Below are 19,038 nucleotides of genomic sequence, written 5' to 3'. Positions count from 1 at the left end.
GGGTGCGCGCCGTCGGGGCCCGGCACGCGCCGCATGCGAATGAAGGGGGCCGGTTCCATTCATGCCCCCCGTCCCACCGGAAGGCTCCCGAACCGGGAACACCGCCTTGGGGAAGGCTTACGCGCGAAGCCCTCGCCAAGACAGGTTCGGCTGGGCCCGGGATTGCCCCGGACCCAGCCCAATCACATGATCGGATGCAAAGGCATCCGGCCCGATTACTTCAGCTCGACCTTCGCGCCGGCTTCTTCGAGCTTTTTCTTCATTTCTTCGGCTTCGCCCTTGGCGGCGCCTTCCTTGACCTTGCCACCGGCTTCGACCAGGTCCTTGGCTTCTTTCAGGCCCAGACCGGTGATCGCGCGGACTTCCTTGATCACGTTGATCTTGTTCGCGCCAGCGTCGACCAGAACCACGTCGAATTCGGTCTTTTCTTCCGCGGCTTCAGCCGGGCCAGCAGCCGGGCCAGCCATCATGACGGCGCCACCGGCGGCCGGCTCGATGCCGTAGTCGTCTTTCAGGATTTGCTTCAGTTCTTGCGCCTGCAGCAGCGTGAGGTTCACGATTTGCTCGGCGAGTGCTTTAAGATCGGCCATTTTTCCGTTCCATTCTCATATAGGGTTTTCCAACGTCAGGTCTGTCCCGACGAAGGCAAAGATTGCGTCAGGCGGCTTCCCGCTCCTCAAGCGTCTTGAGGATGCCCGCGATGTTGGAAGCAGGCGCGCCAATGGCACCGGCGATGTTGGAGGCCGGGGCACCGATGCAGGACGCGATCTGAGCGATAAGCTCTTCGCGCGACGGCATCTGGGCCACGGCTTTGACACCGGCGGGGTCCAGAGCGTCCTTGCCCATGGCGCCGCCAAGAATCACGAACTTGTCGTTCGTCTTGGCATAGGCATCCGCGACCTTCGCTGCAGCGACAGGATCTTCGGAATAGGCAAGAACGGTCATGCCCGTGAGAAGTTTGGCCATGCTTTCGCAGGGTTTGCCTTCCAGGGCGATCTTGGCGAGCGTGTTCTTGGCAACGCGGACGGACCCACCGGTTTCGCGCATGCGCGCCCGAAGGTCCTGCATCTGTGCAACCGTCATGCCTTCGTAGTGGGCAACCACCACAACGCCAGAGCTTTCGAAGATCTGGCCGAGTTCCTCGACCACCTTCTCTTTTTGGGCTCTATCCACGGTTTCACTCCAAGTGTGGGGGTTTCCCCCCGGCTCTCATTGGCCCCGGCTTGCGCCGGGGTTCGGGTCCGATCGGTTCCCGAGAAGATCGCCCGAGGCCTACCCCGGAATTCGTCTCGTTTCCCATCTCAAGCAGGAAATTAAGCCAGAAGGCACCCGCTATCTCGGACGACGCATCCAGCCCGCGAGAATCGCAAGCCCGATACAGGCCGCGGGTATAGGCGGTGCGACCGGCCTTGCCAAGAGAAAATCTGTCAGGCGCACACGGGTACTGGCCTCATGTGGCGGCAAGGGCATCAACAAGATCGGCCCCGAACATCGCGCGCGCCGGGGCAAGCAAATCAAGTTCAGGCCGAAACAAGCCGCCGAATTGGGCAAGCTTGTCCAGGCGAAGCTCGTCAAATTCGTGGAGCAACGCGTATACCCATCGCCAGACCGCTTCCGGGTCATCTGCCTGCGCCGCAAGGTTTTGCAAATGCGCCGCCATACGTGGCGCAAAGCCCCAGCTTCCAAGCCGCCAGTCAAGCTTGCGGCGCCAGCTTTCCCAGCCCTGTTCAAAAAAATGGAGCAGCCGAAGACCGTCGGCAGGACCAAGAACAAGATCGGTCAGCTCTTTTCTGTCAGAACCTACCGGAAAGTGTTGACGGATCAGGCGCAAATCCAGACCGCTGCGCGTCAAGGATTTGCCGATAGCATGCCCTACCAAACCCCGATTGCGCCGCATCAGCGGTGTCAGATCACCATACAGCGCCCGCAGGCCGTGTTTGTCGATTGGATCACGAAACCAAGGACCATCAGGCGCGGAAATTTTCTCGGATGTCTGGATGCGGATCGACCGGATGTCTGGCCCCAGTCGTCGCAGCACCGGCTTAAGCCCTTCGGGCGCATAAAACAATTCATCGCCGTCCAGAACCCCGACCCATCCGGTCGCGGCGCGACGGTAGGCCGCCGTCATCGCCGCATTCTGGCGCGTGACAAAGCGGACCTCTGGATCAACACCCAAATCACGCCAGAAATCAGGGCAACACGGTATCGCCTCAACAAAGTCGAGCTTTGTAATATGCGCAATCGCGGGATCTGCGGGATCATCGAAATAAATGACAATCCGATCAGCCCCATGCTGTCGGTGCCACGCGACAAAGCGCAGGACGTTCAAGACAGGTTCCCGGCAGATCGTCGCAATCGTCAACGTGCCCGGATCTGTACTCATGCTGCACGCCCCATGACAAAACCGCCGGAGATGACCCGGCGGTTTTGCTTTTCATCAGTTCGCTGTCGCCGAGGTGATGTCGACCGAGACGCCCGGCCCCATCGTCGAAGAGAGCGACACCTTCTTGAGGTAGGCACCCTTGGCCCCCGAGGGCTTGGCACGCGACACGGCGTCCACAAAGGCGCGGACGTTCTGCGCCAGTGCTTCCTCGGTGAACGATACCTTACCGATACCGCCGTGAATCACGCCGGCCTTTTCCACTTTGAACTGGACTTCGCCGCCCTTCGCAGCGTCGACAGCCGCCTTCACGTCCATCGTCACGGTGCCGACCTTCGGGTTCGGCATCAGGTTGCGCGGGCCCAGGATCTTGCCCAGACGACCGACCAGCGGCATCATGTCCGGGGTGGCGATGCAGCGATCAAATTCGATCTTGCCGGACTGGATGGTTTCCATCAGGTCCTCGGCGCCGACAATATCGGCACCGGCGGCCTTGGCTTCGTCAGCCTTGGCGCCGCGGGCGAACACGGCCACGCGCACGGTCTTGCCCGTGCCGTTGGGCAGCTGCACCACGCCGCGGACCATCTGGTCGGCGTGACGCGGGTCGACGCCCAGGTTCATCGCGATTTCCAGCGTCTCGTCGAACTTCGCCGAAGCAGCGGACTTGATCAGCTTGACAGCCTCTTCAACCGAGAGATTGTCCTTGCCTTCGAAAGCGGCGCGCGCGGCGACCGAACGTTTACCGATCTTGGCCATGGCTTACCCTTTCACCTCGATACCGACCGACTTGGCGGAGCCGAGGATGATCTGCATCGCGGCTTCGATGTCGTTCGCGGACAGGTCTTTCATCTTCTGTTCCGCAATCGCGCGCACCTGCGCCACGGTCACGGTTCCAGCGACTTCGCGGCCCGGCTTGGTCGACCCCTTCGGGCGGTTACGCTTGCCCACCGGCTTCAGGCCCGCGGCCTTCTTCAGCAGGAACGAGGCCGGCGGCGTCTTCGTTTCAAACGTGAACGACTTGTCGGCATAATAGGTGATGATCACCGGAACCGGCGAGCCGGCTTCCATTTCCTGCGTCTTGGCGTTGAACGCCTTGCAGAATTCCATGATGTTGATGCCGCGCTGACCCAGCGCAGGACCGATCGGCGGAGAGGGGTTCGCCTGCCCCGCCTTGACTTGCAGCTTCAGCTGCCCGACGACTTTCTTGGCCATCTGGCCTTCTCCTTCATCACTGTCACCCCTTGGGGCGAAGTTTAGTGGTATGGTCCGGGGCCAGCCCCTCGCCTTCCACGGCTCTCACGTCAGGCGACTTTCGACACCTGGGTGAATTCCAGTTCGACCGGCGTGGGCCGGCCAAAGATCGACACGGTCACCTTCAGGCGGCCCGAGATATCATCCACTTCCTCGACCATGCCGGAAAAGCCTTCGAACGGGCCATCGGTCACGCTGACATTCTCGCCCACCTCAAAGCGGATCAGGTTGCGCGGCTGCGCCTCCTGGCCCTCGCCGGTGCGCTTGAGCATCTGATTGACCTCGGCATCGCGCATCGGCTGCGGCTTGCCCTGCGGCCCCAGGAACCCGGTCACGCGATTGATCGAGTTGATCAGGTGATAGCCCTTGTCCGACATGTCCATGCGCACCAGCACATAGCCGGGCATGAAGCGCCGTTCCGAAGTGACCTTTTTACCGCGGCGGATCTCGATCACCTCTTCGGTGGGGACCAGAACTTCCTCGATCTGATCCTCAAGGCCCTGTTCCGCAACGGCCTGCTTGATCTGCTCGGCAACCTTCTTCTCAAAGTTCGAGAGGACGCTAACCGAATACCACCGCTTCGCCATGCTTGCCCGTGCCTCTTTTCCACCGACGGATAACCGTCGAAAATTCCGCATGTTCGGCAGGTTTCCCCGCCAGCCCAGAACACAAAACAGCGCGCATGACCCGAATCGATGCGCGCCGACCTCTGGAAAGTCCCGCCCCTTTAGCGCCCAAGGTCTTTGATTTCAAGTCCAACCGGCCAGAAATCACCCCGGCGGGGCCGCCCCCCCGTCAGCCGATGATTGCGCCGACCCCGAAGCGGATGACCCAGTCCACCAGCGCGAAGAACGCCGCCGTCAGGGCCGCCATCACAAAGACCATCGCCGTGGTCAGCATCACCTCGCGCCGCGTCGGCCAGACGACCTTCGCCACTTCCGAGCGCACCTGCTGCATGAACTGAAGGGGGTTTGCCATCGTCCGTCCTCTTTCCTCGCGCCGATTGCGCCGGGGGTCAGATACGCGCATCCGGCGCCGATTTCAAGCGCCGAGCGTCGCTACACGTCTGTGTTCGGGAACGGCCTGGCAGGGGCAGAGGGACTCGAACCCCCGACCCTCGGTTTTGGAGACCGATGCTCTACCAACTGAGCTATACCCCTAGGCCGTGCGCGGGTGCTACGGCACCTTTCGGGTGAAATCAAGGGGCTTTTCGCATGGGCGTGATGTTCTGCGGCCGTGCCGTGCAAAGTGGCGCACCAGGCATCTGCGCCGAATGGCACCGCACGCCCCAAACCCGGCGCCACAAATGAAAAGGGCCGCCCAAAGGCGGCCCTTCCATCAGGATGCGAATGCCATCACTTGATGATTTTCGACACGACGCCTGCGCCGACGGTGCGGCCGCCTTCACGGATGGCGAAGCGCAGTTTTTCTTCCATCGCGATCGGGGCGATCAGCTCGACCTCGAACTTCAGGTTGTCGCCCGGCATCACCATCTCGGTGCCTTCCGGCAGCTTCACGGTGCCGGTCACGTCGGTGGTGCGGAAGTAGAACTGCGGGCGATAGTTCGCGAAGAACGGCGTGTGGCGGCCGCCTTCTTCCTTGGTCAGGATGTAGGCCTCGGCCTCGAACTGGGTGTGCGGCTTCACCGAACCCGGCTTGCACAGCACCTGACCACGTTCCACGCCGTCACGGTCCACGCCGCGCAGCAGCGCGCCGATGTTGTCGCCCGCCTCGCCGCGGTCCAGCAGCTTGCGGAACATTTCAACGCCGGTGCAGACCGACTTCTTCGTGTCGCGGATGCCCACGATCTCGACTTCGTCGCCCACGTTGATCACGCCACGTTCCACACGGCCGGTCACAACCGTGCCGCGCCCCGAGATCGAGAAAACGTCTTCGATCGGCATCAGGAACGGCTGGTCAACCGCACGCGCCGGCGTCGGGATGTAGTCGTCAACCGCCTTGATCAGTTCGCGGATCGAATTCTCGCCGATCTCCGGGTCACGGCCTTCCAGCGCCGCCAGCGCCGAGCCCTTGACGATCGGAATGTCGTCGCCGGGGTAGTCGTAGGACGACAGAAGTTCACGCACTTCCATCTCGACCAGTTCCAGCAGTTCCGGGTCGTCAACCTGGTCGACCTTGTTCATGTAGACGACCATGTAGGGGATGCCCACCTGACGGCCGAGCAGAATGTGCTCGCGCGTCTGCGGCATCGGGCCGTCGGCCGCGTTCACCACAAGGATCGCGCCGTCCATCTGCGCAGCACCCGTGATCATGTTCTTCACATAGTCCGCGTGGCCGGGGCAGTCGACGTGCGCGTAGTGGCGGCTCTCGGATTCATATTCCACATGCGCCGTCGAGATCGTGATCCCGCGCGCACGCTCTTCCGGCGCACCGTCAATCGCGTCGTAGGCCTTGAATTCGCCAAAATACTTCGTGATCGCAGCCGTCAGCGTCGTCTTGCCGTGGTCAACGTGACCAATGGTCCCGATGTTGACGTGCGGTTTCGTCCGTTCAAACTTTGCCTTTGCCATGATGCGGGCGCCTCTGATTTGGGGGGCCGTGTCAAGGCCCGAGTCAACTTCGCGGGTTCCCTATTGGGTCGGCTGCAAAAAATCAAGCCCGCTTTGCGCGCAAGACCCTTGGACCGCCCCCGCGGCGCGCTAAACTTGGGGCATGGATCACACCGCGCGCCCTGATGCCCCGCTGCCTGCCCGCGTGCCGCTGGCGACGCGCCCGCTGGGGGTGCTGGGGTCGCTGCGGGTCGCGCGGCAGAATCTGCTGCGCCTCATTCCCGAAATCGCCACCCATGCGCCGATGATCTCGGGCTGGACCGGCGCGCGCTGGCACATGGTGATGGACCCCGATGCGCTGCGGCGCATCCTGAAGGACCGGGTCGATGATTACCCCAAGTCCGAAGTGACCAAGCTGATCCTGGGCCCCGCCGTGGGCAAGGGGCTGTTCGTGGCCGAAGGCGCCGACTGGCGCTGGCAGCGCCGCGCCGCGGCCCCCGTCTTTGCCCCGCGCCATGTCGAGGCGCTGGCCCCTGTGATGACCGCCACCGCCGAGACGGCCAGCGCGCGGCTGTCGGCGGCGACCGGGCGTGCGGTCGACCTGCATGATGCGATGGTCGCTGCCACCTTCGAGGTGATTTCCGAGGTCACCTTTTCAGGCGATGAGGGGCTTGACCGCACCGCGATCCACCGCGCCATCGACGCTTATATAGCGCAATCGGCCAAGCTGTCGCTGCTGGACCTGTTCGGCCTGCCAGGTTGGGTGCCGCGGCCGTCGCGGATCGTGTCAGGGCCGGTGGTGCGCGGATTAAAGCAGCATGCCGATGCCGCGATCGCGGCGCGGATGCGGGCCGGGGCCCGCCCCCTGCCGGATCTTCTGGACCTGCTGGCCGCGGCGCAAGACCCCGAAACCGGCCGCCGGATGACCCCTGCGGAACTACGCGACAACCTGCTGACCTTTATCGTGGCAGGGCACGAAACCACGGCGCTGACGCTGGCCTGGGCCTTGTATCTTTGCGCCTTCGACCCCTCTGTCCAGGACCGCGCCCGGGCCGAGGCGCAGGCCACCCTGGGCACACGCGCCGCAACGGCGCAGGATCTGCCCGCCCTGCGCCTGAACCGCCGCATCATCGAGGAATCGCTGCGCCTCTATCCCCCGGCGGGGTTATTGTCGCGCACCGCACGTCGACCCGATACGATTCTGGGCCGCGAAATCCGTGCGGGCGACACGGTCATGCTGCCGATCTATGCACTGCACCGTCATCATGCCCTGTGGCAGGCGCCCGACCGCTTTGACCCGGACCGGTTCCTGCCCCCCGAAACCATCGACCGCTTTGCATTCCTGCCTTTCGGCGCGGGGCCGCGGATCTGCATCGGCGCGGGCTTTGCCCTGCAAGAGGCGGTGATCATCCTTGCCACGCTGCTGGCGCGCCATCGGTTCACGGCAATCCGGGGCCGCGATCCGCGGCCTGAGATGATCCTGACCCTGCGCCCGGCGGGCGGGGTGTGGCTGACCATCACCCCCGCCTGACGGATCAGGTAAAGCAGTTGTCGCGCGGGAAGCCGCGTGGGGCCATGCGGCCCGCGCTGGCGCGCTTGGCCAGCCATTCGGACAGGTCGGGTTCGCTTCGGGTGCGCCCGGCCGGATCCTTCCAGGTCAGGCCGTCAGCCAACCTGAAGGTGATCGCATCGGACAGCCCGCCATCCTTGTATTTCTGCAGCCGCACCCCTTTGCCGCGCGCCATTTCGGGCAGTTCTTCCAGCGCAAAGACCAGAAGCTTGCGGTTTTCGCCGACACAGGCAACGTGATCGCCCGAGACGATCCGGCAAACCTGCGTGCGCGCGCCTTCGCGCAGGTTCAGCACCTGCTTGCCCGCGCGGGTCTGGGCCACCAGTTCCTCGGCCGGGACGACAAAGCCGTCGCCGTCGGACGAAGCAATCAGGAATTTCTCGCCCGCCCTGGGGATCAGCAGATGCGTCACCTCGGCCTCATTCGGCAAATCGACCATCAGACGCACGGGTTCGCCCATGCCGCGCCCGCCGGGCAGGTTGGCACCCAGAAGCGTATAGGCCCGCCCGTTCGATCCCATCAGAACGATCCGGTCGGTGGTTTCGGCATGCAGCGTAAACTGCGGGCCGTCGCCATCCTTGAACTTGACCTCGGCGTCCAGCGGCTGATGGCCCTTCATCGCGCGCACCCAGCCCATTTTCGACAGGATCACGGTGATCGGCTCACGCTCGATCATGGCCTCGATCGGCACATCCTCGACCTCACCGGCCTCGGCAAAGCCGGTGCGGCGCGCGCCACCCGGCGCGGCCTTGCCAAACTGCTTCTGAATGTCCTTCAGCTGGGCCGATATCCGCTTCCACTGTTCCTTGTCCGAGGCCAGAAGCCCGGTCAGATCCTCGCGTTCGGCCAGCAGCTGGTCCCGCTCGGCGCGCAGCTCCATTTCCTCAAGCTTGCGCAGGCTGCGCAGGCGCATGTTCAGGATCGCCTCGGCCTGAACATCGGTCAGGAAGGCGCGGTCGCCATCCATCACCGCCCAGTTTTCCGCCATCAGGGCGGCCTTCGGCTCATCCTCGGTGCGGATGATCTCGATCACCCGGTCCAGGTTGAGGTAGGCGATGATGTAGCCGTTCAGCACCTCAAGCCGGTGCGCGATCTTTTCCAGCCGGTGGCCCGCGCGGCGGCACAGCACGTCCCGACGGTGGTCCAGAAAGGCGCGCAGCACCTCCTTGAGCGAACAGACCTTCGGCACCTTGCCGTCGATCAGCACGTTCATGTTCAGACTGAACCGGATTTCCAGGTCCGAGTTGCGGAACAGCATCCCCATCAGCATCTCTGGCTCGACGGTCCGCGACTTCGGCTCCAGCACGATGCGGACGTCATCGGCCGATTCGTCGCGCACATCTGCCAGCGCGGGGATTTTCTTGGTCTGGATCAGTTCGGCCAGCCGTTCGATCAGCTTGGATTTGGCGACCTGATAGGGAATCTCGGTCACAACGATCTGCCAGCCGCCCCGGCCCAGATCCTCTTTTTCCCAGCGCGCCCGCAACCGGAAGGCCCCGCGCCCGGTGCGATAGGCATCAAGGATATTCTCGCGCGGCTCGACCAGAATGCCGCCGGTGGGGAAATCGGGGCCGGGAACCAGATTAACCAGCGCCTCGTCGGAAATGTCGGGCTGGCGGATCATCGCCTGACAGGCATCCACCAGTTCGTGCAGGTTATGCGGCGGAATGTTCGTGGCCATGCCCACGGCGATACCGCTGGACCCATTGGCCAGCAGGTTCGGGAAAGCCGCGGGCAGCACCACGGGCTCTTCCAGCGTGCCGTCATAGTTCGGACGGAAATCGACCGCGTTTTCGGCCAGACCCTCCAGCAACGCGTCGGACGGAAAGGCCAGGCGGGCCTCGGTATAGCGGCTGGCGGCGGGACCGTCGCCGTCGATGTTGCCATAATTGCCCTGCCCGTCCACCAACGGATAGCGCATCGCGAAATCCTGCGCCAATCGCGCCATCGCGTCATAGATCGCGGCATCACCGTGCGGGTGATAGTTCCCCATCACATCGCCCGAGATCTTGGCCGATTTGCGGAACCCCCCCGTGGGCGACAGTTTCAGTTCGCGCATCGCGAACAGGATGCGCCGGTGCACGGGCTTCAGCCCATCACGCGCATCGGGCAGCGCGCGGTGCATGATCGTGGACAGCGCGTAGGTCAGATACCGCTCGCCGATCGCGCGGCTGAGGGGCTCGGACACGGTGTTCAGGGGCTCGGGTTCGTCATTCTCGCTCATCCTTTGGCATGTAAAGCCACGGCCCGCCCCGGTCCAGCACGAAACGCGGCCTGCCAGGGAACCGGATGCCCGCCAGCGACATTCGTCCACGCAGGGGCACAAAAATGTGCTAGGCTTTGATCACGCCCCCGCGGGAGGCTTTTTGATGTCAAAACTTGTTTTGAACACGCTGATTGTCATTTTCCTGACGATGTTGATCGCCGGACGGCCCGATACGAATGCCCCGGCGCCGCAGGACAGCGCGGCCATTGCCACCGCCCTGCCCCTGACTGAACCCGCCACGGCGCAGGCCCCGGATACCCGGATCATCCCCGCCGCTGCGCCCCTGTCCGATCAGCCCGTGCCCGCGGCCACGCCTGCCCCGCAACCCCGCATGCCCGGCCCCGCGCTGCGTCCTTCGCCCGAACATCGCGCACCGGCCCAGATGCAGGCCATCGGCACCGGCGCGCTCTTTACCGTGACCGCGAACCGGCTGAACGTGCGCGCAGGCCCCTCGACGGGGGACGGCATCCTTGGCCAGATCACCCGCGGCGAGGATGTGCTGGTCCTGTCTGACCCGGCCGCTGCCTGGGTGCGCATCCGTGTGGAAGGCGACGGCATCGAAGGCTGGGTCGCGCGCAGCCTGCTGCGGCCCGCGCGCTGAACGCGGATCCCATGCCTTGCGCTTTCGCACGGTCGCCCCTATCCCCGCCACTGGGTTTCAAGGGCAGGGCATGGCATGGCGAAAACGATCCTGATCACCGGCTGTTCATCAGGCATCGGCCATGATGCCGCCCATCGCCTTGCCGCCGCAGGCTGGCGCGTTCTGGCCACCTGCCGCAGCCCTGCCGACTGCGCGCGCCTGCAGGCCGAGGGGCTGGAAAGCTTTCCCCTGGATGTTTCCGACCCCGCCTCGATCGCGGCGGGCTTTGCCGAGGCCATGGCCCGCACCGGCGGCACGCTGGACGCGCTTTACAACAACGCCGCCTTCGCCTGCCCCGGCGCGGTCGAAGACATCCCCCCCGGCGCCCTGCGCGAAATCTTTGAAACCAACCTCTTTGGCCTGCATGACCTGACCTGCCGCGCGATCACGGTGATGCGCGCGCAGGGCCACGGGCGGATCATCCAATGCTCCTCGGTGCTTGGCCTGGTGGGCATCAAGTGGCGCGGCGCCTATGTCGCCACGAAATTCGCGCTGGAAGGGCTGACCGACGTACTGCGGCTGGAACTGGCCGACACGCCGATCAAGGTGGTGCTGATCGAACCTGGCCCCGTGACCTCGAAGATCCGGGCCAATTCGATCCCGCATTTCGAACGCTGGATCGACTGGCGCAATTCCGCCCGCCGGGCGCAATACGAAGCCAGCCTGCTGAAGCGGCTTTACGAAAAGCGCGGACCTGATCGCTGGGAACTTCCGCCGTCTGCCGTTACAGCCAAAATCCTGCGCGCACTGGAAAGTGCGACCCCCCGGCCGCGCTATTACGTCACTGCGCCCACCTATCTGATGGGCATCGCCCGGCGCATTCTGCCGGGCCGCGCGCTTGATTGGCTGGCCGCCAGGGGTTGAGCATTTTCCATTCGCTTTTCCAGACCGCCCCGCTATGTCTAGCAGGCGAACCGAGGGGGCATGATGCGCAACGATCCGCTATTTTACATCGTCGCGGCGGCAACGCTGGCGGTTCTGGTCATTCTGATGATCGGCATCGGCGGCTTTGCCAGGGGCGGCGATTTCAACCGCAAGCACGCGAACCGCATCATGCGGCTGCGCGTCATCGCACAGGCCGTCGCCATCGCGCTGATCGTTCTGTTCGTCTGGCTGCGTCAAGGGGGCTGATACATGGTCGTTCTGAACCGGATCTATACCAAAACCGGCGATGCCGGGGAAACCGCGCTTGCCAACGGGTCGCGGGTCGCCAAACATTCGATGCGCGTCACCGCCTATGGCACAGTCGATGAAACCAACGCAACGCTGGGTCTTGCGCGCCTGCATGCCACGGGCGAGATGGACGCCGCCCTTGGCCGCATCCAGAATGACCTGTTCGATCTGGGGGCGGATCTGGCCCGCCCCGACATGGAACGCGACCATGAGGCCGGCTATCCCGTTCTGCGCATCGCCGAAACCCAGGTTGCCCGCCTCGAAACCGAAATTGATGCCATGATCGCGCGGCTCGAACCCCTGCGCAGCTTCATCCTGCCCGGCGGCTCGGCGCTCGCGGCGCATCTGCACCTGTGCCGCACCGTCGCCCGGCGTGCCGAACGCGAGGCGGTTGAACTGGCCACGATGGAATCGGTCAACGATGCGGCGGTGAAATTCCTCAACCGCCTGTCCGACTGGTTCTTCGTCGCCGCACGCATTGCCAATGATGAGGGCCGCGCCGACGTGCTCTGGGTGCCCGGCGCGAACCGCTGACGCCGCAACGCGGCACCGTTATCGCAAACGGATGCCGCAACGTAACGTCGCAAGGTGTGGCGAGGGCGATTTTGGACTGTCCTTGATCCGTCCAACCCGCTAACAACCCTGCGAGAGCTGGTCATCCCGCCCCAAGGGGCGGAATCTGGAACAAAGGGAGACACTCGCCGATGAAGGTCTTGGTACCGGTCAAACGCGTGATTGACTACAACGTTAAGGTTCGTGTGAAGGCGGACGGTAGCGGGGTTGATCTTGCCAATGTGAAAATGTCGATGAACCCGTTCGACGAGATTGCGGTGGAAGAGGCGATCCGTCTGAAGGAGAAGGGCGCGGCGTCTGAAATCGTGGTGGTTTCGGTGGGCGTGAAGCAGGCGGCGGAAACGCTGCGCACGGCGCTTGCGATGGGGGCGGACCGGGCGATCCTGGTGGTTGCGGCCGATGACGTGCATCAGGACATCGAACCGCTGGCGGTGGCCAGGATCCTGGCCAAGGTCGTGGCCGAGGAACAGCCCGGCCTGGTGATTGCGGGCAAGCAGGCGATCGACAATGACATGAACGCGACGGGCCAGATGCTGGCGGCGCTGCTGGGCTGGGGCCAGGCGACCTTTGCCTCGGAACTGATGGTCGAGGGCGATGCGGCGAAGGTGACGCGTGAGGTGGATGGCGGTCTGCAGACCATTTCGGTCAAGCTGCCGGCGATCGTGACGGCGGACCTGCGGCTGAATGAGCCGCGCTATGCCAGCCTGCCCAACATCATGAAGGCAAAGAAGAAACCGCTCGAAGAAAAGACCGCGGCCGATTACGGCGTGGACGTTTCGCCGCGGCTGACCGTCGTGAAAACGGCGGAACCGGCGGGCCGGTCGGCGGGGATCAGGGTGGCCTCGGTCGATGAGCTGGTGGGCAAATTGAAAGACGCGGGGGTGATCTGATGTCGGTTCTTCTGATTGCAGAGGTGAATGGCGGCGATCTGGCGCTGGACGCGACGGCCAAGGCGCTGTCGGCGGCGAAGGCGCTGGGTCCGGTGACGGTTCTGGTCGCGGGGTCGGGCGTGGATGCGGCGGCGTCTGCGGCGGCCGGTCTGGATGGCGTGGCCAGGGTGCTTGTGGCCGACGACGCGGCCCATGCCCATGCCCTGGCCGAGCCGCTGGCCGATCTGGTCCTGTCGCTGGCCGGGGGTGTCACGCATATCGTCGCGCCCTCGACCGCGGCGGCGAAAAATGCCCTGCCGCGGATCGCGGCACTTCTCGATGTGATGATTTTGTCGGATGTAACCGGGGTCGTCGATGCCGACACGTTCGAACGCCCGATCTATGCCGGCAACGCGATCCAGACGGTGAAATCGGCCGACCCGGTCAAGGTTCTGACGGTGCGCACCGCGTCGTTCGAGGCGGCGGGCACCGGCGGCGCGGCCCCGGTTGAGACGGTGTCAACGGCCGGCGACAAGGGCCTGTCGGCCTGGGTCGAAGACAGGGTCGCGGCATCGGACCGCCCCGAACTGACCAGCGCCAAGATCGTCGTGTCGGGCGGTCGCGGCGTCGGGTCCGAGGCGGATTTTGCCCTGATCGGCGCGCTGGCCGACAAGCTGGGCGCGGCGGTGGGCGCATCCCGCGCGGCGGTGGATTCCGGCTTTGCCCCGAACGACTGGCAGGTCGGCCAGACCGGCAAGGTCGTGGCGCCGGACCTGTATATCGCGGTCGGCATTTCCGGCGCGATCCAGCACCTGGCCGGCATGAAGGACAGCAAAGTTATCGTTGCGATCAACAAGGACGAAGAGGCCCCGATCTTCCAGGTCGCCGACTATGGCCTGGTCGCCGATCTGTTCGCAGCAGTGCCGGAAATGACCGCAAAGGTGTGAGTTATCAGGCCGGGGTTTCCCCCAGCCGACGCACACAGATCGGAAAGCCCCGCCAACCGGTGGGGCTTTTTCCTAAGCTGCAGGAATCATTGCGCGCACCGCGGGTTCCAGCACTGCCGCGATTTCCTCATGGACCCACGGCCCTGGCATTTCCGCCGCGGCGGCAGCCTCCAACGGCCCGAAATACATGCCTTCGACGCCTGTGGCACGGGCGCTGTCTGAGGGCTGAACGAAGATGATGTCATCCGCATTCGGTCGGACCTGTTCAACCAAATCCCTGGTGAGGAGCAACTGCGGCACCCCCTCGGCCCCGGCCCCAACCCCGACTGACGGGCGGGTATAGTCACCAATCCATAACAGGATTTTCCGCCCCTCAACCCGGTTCAGAAGCATACCCATCCGGGCGACCCAGGCAGTGCGAAGTTCTTCCACCAGCAGGTCATAACGATCCGGCGCGCGCAGGCGCAAAGCGTTGAGCATGTGGCGAGTAAAGTTGAACTCGGTAAAGTCGATTTCCGGAAAGATACCGCGCATGAGGCTGGAGGCGTGCAAAAGCCGGTCATTGCGACGCGGATGCACCGCGTAGAACCGATTGGACATGTTATGCGCGTCCATCAGTTGAATAATCGACAGGCACGCCCTGCGCGACACCTCGGCCACCTGCGGTTCATGCGCGAAAACATCTATCCCCGCGTTCAGATAACCAAAGTTCACCACGGGCAGGCCGATCCGCGCCTCTAACAACGCAGGCCATGGATCCCGCACGAACTTGCCATAGGTTTCGGTTCCCCCCATGGCCGCACAAAAAACACCATCCAGCCTGCGACGGGGGCCCCGGAACAGAAGTTTTGATTTGCCGTAGCGGCATGGAAGATAGTCCAGGGTTCCACACCCCGCGTTTTCGAAAGCCATTCATCCCACCTCATGTTCGGTTCACCCGCAGTGAGAATGCACGCCGACCCTTTCCAAAGCACTAAAGGGAAAATTCGATCCAAATCAGTGCACCGCTTGCCGGGGCGCGGTGTGCCGCCTATGCTCCGCAACGACGAAAGCAGGAGATGAATCCATGACGATCCAGTCGGTTGGCATTGTTGGCGCGGGGCAGATGGGCAACGGGATCGCGCATGTGTTCGCGCTGGCGGGCTATGACGTGGTGCTTAACGACATCAGCCAGGACAACCTTGACAAGGCGGTCGCCCTGATCGGGCGCAATCTGGAACGTCAGGTGGCACGCGGCAAGATCCCGGCCGAGGACAAGGCGGCGGCGATGGGGCGTATTCGCACCACGACCCAGCTGCCCGATCTGGGGCCCTGCGACCTGATCATCGAAGCGGCGACCGAACGCGAAACGGTGAAACAGGCGATCTTCGAGGATCTTCTGCCCCATCTGAAACCAACGACGATCCTGACCTCCAACACCTCATCGATCTCGATCACGCGGCTGGCCAGCCGCACCGATCGGCCAGAGAAGTTCATGGGCTTCCATTTCATGAACCCGGTCCCGGTGATGCAGCTGGTGGAACTGATTCGCGGCATCGCCACGGATGAGGAAACCTATCGCACGCTTCTGGCGGTGGTGGAAAAGATCGGCAAGACAGCCGCCTCGGCCGAGGATTTCCCGGCCTTCATCGTAAACCGCATCCTGATGCCAATGATCAACGAGGCGGTCTATACGCTTTATGAAGGCGTGGGCAACGTCCGGTCCATCGATGAATCGATGAAACTGGGCGCGAACCATCCGATGGGGCCGCTGGAGCTGGCCGATTTCATCGGTCTGGATACCTGCCTTGCAATCATGAACGTTCTGCACGACGGGCTGGCCGATACGAAATACCGGCCCTGTCCGCTTTTGACGAAATATGTCGAAGCAGGCTGGCTTGGCCGCAAGACGGGCCGCGGCTTTTACGACTATCGTGTTGAACCGCCGGTGCCGACGCGCTGACAGGGACGGGTCTGATCACCTGGTCAAAGACAGGGTGTGGTTGCGCAACCAGTCCAGAAAGTCGCGCGGATTCTGCAGCTTCTGCCGGATTTCATCGGGGGTCATCGGATGCCCGATGACGGGTGCCTGCGGTTTATGCAGCGCGGCCTTGATTTCATATAGCAAAAGCCCTTGCCGCAGCGTTGCAGAAACCTGGTTGGCGATCTGATAGATCCGGGTATTGTGGCCGGTGAAGCGCACGGGAAGGATCGTGGCCCCCGATCGCGCGACCATTTTTGCGGTGAAGGGGTTCCAGTCCCCCTCAATCGCGGGGCCGAACCAGGTTTCGGAATGGGCGACCCGGCCAGCCGGAAACAGCACAATGGTACCACCATCGCGCAGATGGCGCATGCTGGTCTCACGCATCGCAAGGCCAGCCTCGCGGGCGTTCGGTTCATGCGGAAATGGCACGGGGATCAGGAAATCGGCAATTTCGGGAATACCGGTCAGCAAGGATCTGGTCAGAATCTTATAGTCCGTCCGAACCCGGCCAATCAGTTCGGCCAGCACCATGCCATCAACCAGGCCATGAGGATGGTTCGCCACAACAACCAGAGGTCCGGTAGCCGGGATGCGCGCCACCTGTTCGGGCGGTGTCAGCACCTTGATGCCCATCACCTCAAGCGCCTGGGGCCAGAACGGCTGACCAAAGGGCGCACCCCGGCGTTCGAATTTACGGATCAGCCGCAGCAGGGTGATCTTGGCGGTAGCCCATTCAATGGCCCGGATCGTGTTGGCCTTCCACGGATCAGTGAAGGTTCCGGCATAGGACAGGCGCGCCTTGTCATAGGGCCTGGCGGGCGCATGCAGACTTGCCGGATGCTGTTCAGTATCCACGGGCAGCGCCCCCCTGGTTTGGGTCAATAATCCTCACCAAAGCGGTTCGCCACCAGGGCCGCCAGCGCCTCGGCCAACTTCTCGGCCTCGGCGCCGGTTGTGGTGACGGCGATCGAGGTTCCCTTTGAGGCCGCCAGCATCAGCAACCCCATGATCGAATCACCCGAAACCCGCATGCCGTCCTTCTCGACCTGGGCCTCGGCGTCATGCGCCTCGACCACCTCGACAAAGCGGGCCGAGGCGCGCGCATGCAGACCTTTTTCATTGACAATTTTCAGAACGGACGACGCCATCATTTCCCACCCGTGCCGCAAACGGAATAGCTGTTTATGTATTTGCGCCCCGCGTCCAGCGCCGCGGCCACCGCCGCATGAACCCCAAGCGACCGCGATTTCGCAAGCTTGATCAACAACGGCAGGTTGGCGCCATAGATGATCTCGCGTTCGCGCGATTCGCAGGCCAGCAGACTGAGATTCGAGGGCGAGCCGCCGAACATGTCCGTCACCACCACCACGCCATCGCCGACATCCACCGCATCGGCCGCAGCGCGGATTTCATCCTGCTTCGCGGCACGGTCGTGATCATCCTCGATCGTGATCGCGCGGATTCCGGTCTGCGGCCCCACCACATGTTCAACCGCGGCGAGATATTCGCGCGCCAATCCCCCATGTGCCACGATCACGATCCCGATCACGCAGTGCTTCCCGTGTTTACAGCGGTCGGGGTGATCCCCCGACGCTCAAGTTCCCGATGCCGCTTAGACACCTGCCACCCAGCCTCTGCAAGCGCTTTGGCCATGTTTTCCGCCACGGCAACAGATCTGTGTTGTCCCCCGGTGCAGCCAAAACCGACGGACAGATGGCTTTTGCCCTCTTCGACATGCGCGGGCAACACGAACAGCAGCAGATCGCGAACCATGGTGAAAAAGGTGTCATGACGCGGATCGGCGGCCACATAGGCGGCCACGGCATCATCCCGGCCATCCAGCGCACGCAAGCCATCGACCCAATGCGGATTGGCCAGGAAACGACAGTCAAACATCATGTCGAGCCCGCGCGGCACCCCGCGCTTGTAGGAAAAGCTGTGCAGCGACACCGTAAGCCGCGCGACCCGGCCCGGATCGAACCACCGCGCCAGGTCCGCGCGCAGGTCATGCGGGGTCATGCCGGATGTATCGATCAGAACGTCGGCGCGGGTGCGAATCGGGATCAACAGGTCGATTTCCTGCAAAATCCCGTCCAGAGGGGCCTGCGCGGGTGCCAGCGGATGGCGGCGACGCGTTTCGCTGTAGCGGCGCACCAGCGTTTCAGCCGAGGCGTCCAGATACAGCACCGACAGGTGAAGTGCCGGATTGCGTGTAAGGGTGTCGATCAGCTCGATCAGGCGCGTCGCCGAAAAATCGCGGTTACGCACATCAATGCCCAGCGCAAGGGGCTGAACGACCGGGCCGTCCAGAACCCGCGGCACCAGGCTGAGCGGCAGGTTGTCGATCGCCTCATAGCCCAGGTCTTCCAGTGCGGCGATCGCGGTGGACCGGCCCGCGCCCGAAGGCCCCGTAACCAGCACCACGCTTTGCCCGGCCTGCGATTCAGGACTATGCCGTTCCGTCGTCATACAACCCTCCCACCCCGAAGATATTGCATGATCGCGGCAGGGAAATGATCCTGACGCAAGAACCGCACCAAGGGAACGCTCTGGCCAAGATACTGCGTCTCGCGCATGGGGGGAAGCCGCTCGGTTTCCTCGTGGTCCAGATCAACGGCCAGGGCGATCCGCGCCACAGGCAGGGCGTTGGCGGACAAAAGCCCGAAACCGCGTGCCTCGATCAGGCCGCGGATCCGTGGCGGCGCGCTAGCCCACAGCCCACCGTCGCGCAGGCGCAGATCAACGCGGTCGTCGGCCACCAGATACGCGCCACAGGCCATCAAACGCAGCGCCAGCGCCGATTTCCCGCCCCCTGAACGCCCCAGAATCAGAACGCCCCGATCCCGGGTCAGCGCCACCGCGCTGGCATGCAGATTGGTGGCATCGCCCATCCCGC

23 protein-coding genes and 1 tRNA gene are annotated in these 19,038 nt (G+C 63.6%); 8 read left to right on the top strand and 16 right to left on the bottom strand.

All coding sequences use genetic code 11. The annotated features are described in order from the left end of the window. Nucleotides 1-215 precede the first annotated feature (215 nt). The 9 genes from rplL to tuf form a co-directional block, all read right to left on the bottom strand. Nucleotides 216-590, bottom strand: coding sequence for a 50S ribosomal protein L7/L12 (gene rplL, locus ACK8OU_RS05265; protein ID WP_250046519.1), 375 nt, complete (start codon nucleotides 588-590; stop codon nucleotides 216-218). Nucleotides 591-657: 67 nt separating this feature from the next. Further along, the gene (gene rplJ, locus ACK8OU_RS05260; RefSeq protein ID WP_410302332.1) at nucleotides 658-1,173 is read right to left on the bottom strand and encodes a 50S ribosomal protein L10; all 516 of its coding nucleotides are present in this window, start codon (nucleotides 1,171-1,173) and stop codon (nucleotides 658-660) included. Nucleotides 1,174-1,450: 277 nt separating this feature from the next. Continuing rightward, entirely contained in the window at nucleotides 1,451-2,383 is a 933-nt protein-coding gene (locus ACK8OU_RS05255; RefSeq protein ID WP_410302331.1) for a glycosyltransferase family 2 protein, read from the bottom strand. Nucleotides 2,384-2,437: 54 nt separating this feature from the next. Then, nucleotides 2,438-3,136 carry a 50S ribosomal protein L1 gene (gene rplA / locus ACK8OU_RS05250; protein ID WP_410302330.1) on the bottom strand — a complete coding sequence of 233 codons (699 nt, stop codon included), beginning with the start codon at nucleotides 3,134-3,136 and terminating at the stop codon, nucleotides 2,438-2,440. Nucleotides 3,137-3,139: 3 nt separating this feature from the next. Further along, a complete protein-coding gene (gene rplK, locus ACK8OU_RS05245) occupies nucleotides 3,140-3,592 on the bottom strand; it encodes a 50S ribosomal protein L11 (protein WP_410302329.1) in 453 nt (150 codons plus the stop codon). A gap of 89 nt (nucleotides 3,593-3,681) precedes the next feature. Beyond that, a complete protein-coding gene (nusG, locus tag ACK8OU_RS05240) occupies nucleotides 3,682-4,218 on the bottom strand; it encodes a transcription termination/antitermination protein NusG (RefSeq protein WP_410302328.1) in 537 nt (178 codons plus the stop codon). A 208-nt stretch (nucleotides 4,219-4,426) separates the two neighbouring features. Further along, on the bottom strand, nucleotides 4,427-4,609 hold the full coding sequence (secE, locus tag ACK8OU_RS05235; protein WP_250046514.1) for a preprotein translocase subunit SecE: 183 nt from the start codon (nucleotides 4,607-4,609) through the stop codon (nucleotides 4,427-4,429). Nucleotides 4,610-4,715: 106 nt separating this feature from the next. After that, nucleotides 4,716-4,791, bottom strand: a tRNA-Trp gene (locus tag ACK8OU_RS05230). A 195-nt stretch (nucleotides 4,792-4,986) separates the two neighbouring features. Then, complete coding sequence (gene tuf, locus ACK8OU_RS05225) at nucleotides 4,987-6,162, bottom strand: elongation factor Tu (RefSeq protein ID WP_410302327.1); 1,176 nt, start codon at nucleotides 6,160-6,162, stop codon at nucleotides 4,987-4,989. Between the two features lie 142 nt (nucleotides 6,163-6,304). Here tuf and ACK8OU_RS05220 point away from each other — a divergent pair, with 142 nt between their 5' ends. Continuing rightward, nucleotides 6,305-7,672: a cytochrome P450 gene (locus ACK8OU_RS05220; RefSeq protein WP_410302326.1), complete on the top strand. Its 1,368-nt coding sequence runs from the start codon at nucleotides 6,305-6,307 to the stop codon at nucleotides 7,670-7,672. Between the two features lie 4 nt (nucleotides 7,673-7,676). Here the strand turns inward: ACK8OU_RS05220 and parC are convergent, their stop codons facing one another. Next, nucleotides 7,677-9,935 (bottom strand): DNA topoisomerase IV subunit A, encoded by a 2,259-nt coding sequence (parC, locus tag ACK8OU_RS05215; protein WP_410302325.1) that lies wholly within the window; start codon nucleotides 9,933-9,935, stop codon nucleotides 7,677-7,679. A 145-nt stretch (nucleotides 9,936-10,080) separates the two neighbouring features. On the opposite strand from parC, the gene ACK8OU_RS05210 reads away from it, so the two are divergent. The 6 genes from ACK8OU_RS05210 (at nucleotide 10,081) to ACK8OU_RS05185 (ending at nucleotide 14,179) form a co-directional block, all read left to right on the top strand. Beyond that, nucleotides 10,081-10,578: an SH3 domain-containing protein gene (locus ACK8OU_RS05210; RefSeq protein ID WP_410302324.1), complete on the top strand. Its 498-nt coding sequence runs from the start codon at nucleotides 10,081-10,083 to the stop codon at nucleotides 10,576-10,578. 75 nt (nucleotides 10,579-10,653) lie between these two features. Further along, the gene (locus tag ACK8OU_RS05205; protein ID WP_410302323.1) at nucleotides 10,654-11,481 is read left to right on the top strand and encodes an SDR family NAD(P)-dependent oxidoreductase; all 828 of its coding nucleotides are present in this window, start codon (nucleotides 10,654-10,656) and stop codon (nucleotides 11,479-11,481) included. A gap of 63 nt (nucleotides 11,482-11,544) precedes the next feature. Further along, nucleotides 11,545-11,748, top strand: coding sequence for a twin transmembrane helix small protein (locus ACK8OU_RS05200; protein ID WP_250041512.1), 204 nt, complete (start codon nucleotides 11,545-11,547; stop codon nucleotides 11,746-11,748). Between the two features lie 3 nt (nucleotides 11,749-11,751). After that, nucleotides 11,752-12,324 carry a cob(I)yrinic acid a,c-diamide adenosyltransferase gene (locus tag ACK8OU_RS05195; RefSeq protein WP_410302322.1) on the top strand — a complete coding sequence of 191 codons (573 nt, stop codon included), beginning with the start codon at nucleotides 11,752-11,754 and terminating at the stop codon, nucleotides 12,322-12,324. 170 nt (nucleotides 12,325-12,494) lie between these two features. After that, entirely contained in the window at nucleotides 12,495-13,253 is a 759-nt protein-coding gene (locus ACK8OU_RS05190) for an electron transfer flavoprotein subunit beta/FixA family protein (protein WP_410302321.1), read from the top strand. Continuing rightward, nucleotides 13,253-14,179 carry an electron transfer flavoprotein subunit alpha/FixB family protein gene (locus ACK8OU_RS05185; protein ID WP_410302320.1) on the top strand — a complete coding sequence of 309 codons (927 nt, stop codon included), beginning with the start codon at nucleotides 13,253-13,255 and terminating at the stop codon, nucleotides 14,177-14,179. The genes ACK8OU_RS05190 and ACK8OU_RS05185 overlap by 1 nt, the downstream gene beginning before the upstream one ends. A 72-nt stretch (nucleotides 14,180-14,251) precedes the next feature. Here the strand turns inward: ACK8OU_RS05185 and ACK8OU_RS05180 are convergent, their stop codons facing one another. After that, complete coding sequence (locus ACK8OU_RS05180) at nucleotides 14,252-15,091, bottom strand: DUF6473 family protein (protein ID WP_410302319.1); 840 nt, start codon at nucleotides 15,089-15,091, stop codon at nucleotides 14,252-14,254. Between the two features lie 154 nt (nucleotides 15,092-15,245). Here ACK8OU_RS05180 and ACK8OU_RS05175 point away from each other — a divergent pair, with 154 nt between their 5' ends. Beyond that, nucleotides 15,246-16,121: a 3-hydroxybutyryl-CoA dehydrogenase gene (locus ACK8OU_RS05175; protein ID WP_410302318.1), complete on the top strand. Its 876-nt coding sequence runs from the start codon at nucleotides 15,246-15,248 to the stop codon at nucleotides 16,119-16,121. Nucleotides 16,122-16,136: 15 nt separating this feature from the next. Here the strand turns inward: ACK8OU_RS05175 and ACK8OU_RS05170 are convergent, their stop codons facing one another. Genes ACK8OU_RS05170 through ACK8OU_RS05150 form a run of 5 tightly spaced genes read right to left on the bottom strand, consistent with a single transcriptional unit; the run spans nucleotide 16,137 to nucleotide 19,033 of the window. Beyond that, a complete protein-coding gene (locus tag ACK8OU_RS05170; RefSeq protein WP_410302317.1) occupies nucleotides 16,137-16,997 on the bottom strand; it encodes a lysophospholipid acyltransferase family protein in 861 nt (286 codons plus the stop codon). A gap of 23 nt (nucleotides 16,998-17,020) precedes the next feature. Then, nucleotides 17,021-17,290 carry an HPr family phosphocarrier protein gene (locus ACK8OU_RS05165; RefSeq protein ID WP_250041496.1) on the bottom strand — a complete coding sequence of 90 codons (270 nt, stop codon included), beginning with the start codon at nucleotides 17,288-17,290 and terminating at the stop codon, nucleotides 17,021-17,023. Next, nucleotides 17,290-17,691, bottom strand: coding sequence for a PTS sugar transporter subunit IIA (locus tag ACK8OU_RS05160; RefSeq protein ID WP_250041494.1), 402 nt, complete (start codon nucleotides 17,689-17,691; stop codon nucleotides 17,290-17,292). Before ACK8OU_RS05160 ends, ACK8OU_RS05165 begins: the two co-directional genes overlap by 1 nt. Then, nucleotides 17,688-18,611: an RNase adapter RapZ gene (gene rapZ / locus ACK8OU_RS05155; RefSeq protein WP_410302316.1), complete on the bottom strand. Its 924-nt coding sequence runs from the start codon at nucleotides 18,609-18,611 to the stop codon at nucleotides 17,688-17,690. Before rapZ ends, ACK8OU_RS05160 begins: the two co-directional genes overlap by 4 nt. Continuing rightward, entirely contained in the window at nucleotides 18,608-19,033 is a 426-nt protein-coding gene (locus ACK8OU_RS05150; RefSeq protein WP_410302315.1) for an HPr kinase/phosphorylase, read from the bottom strand. Before ACK8OU_RS05150 ends, rapZ begins: the two co-directional genes overlap by 4 nt. Nucleotides 19,034-19,038: the final 5 nt, after the last annotated feature.

It is taken from the genome of Pontitalea aquivivens (genome assembly GCF_046507575.1).
Lineage (GTDB): Bacteria > Pseudomonadota > Alphaproteobacteria > Rhodobacterales > Rhodobacteraceae > Pontitalea > Pontitalea aquivivens.
This window is presented reverse-complemented; position numbering and strand designations above follow the sequence as displayed.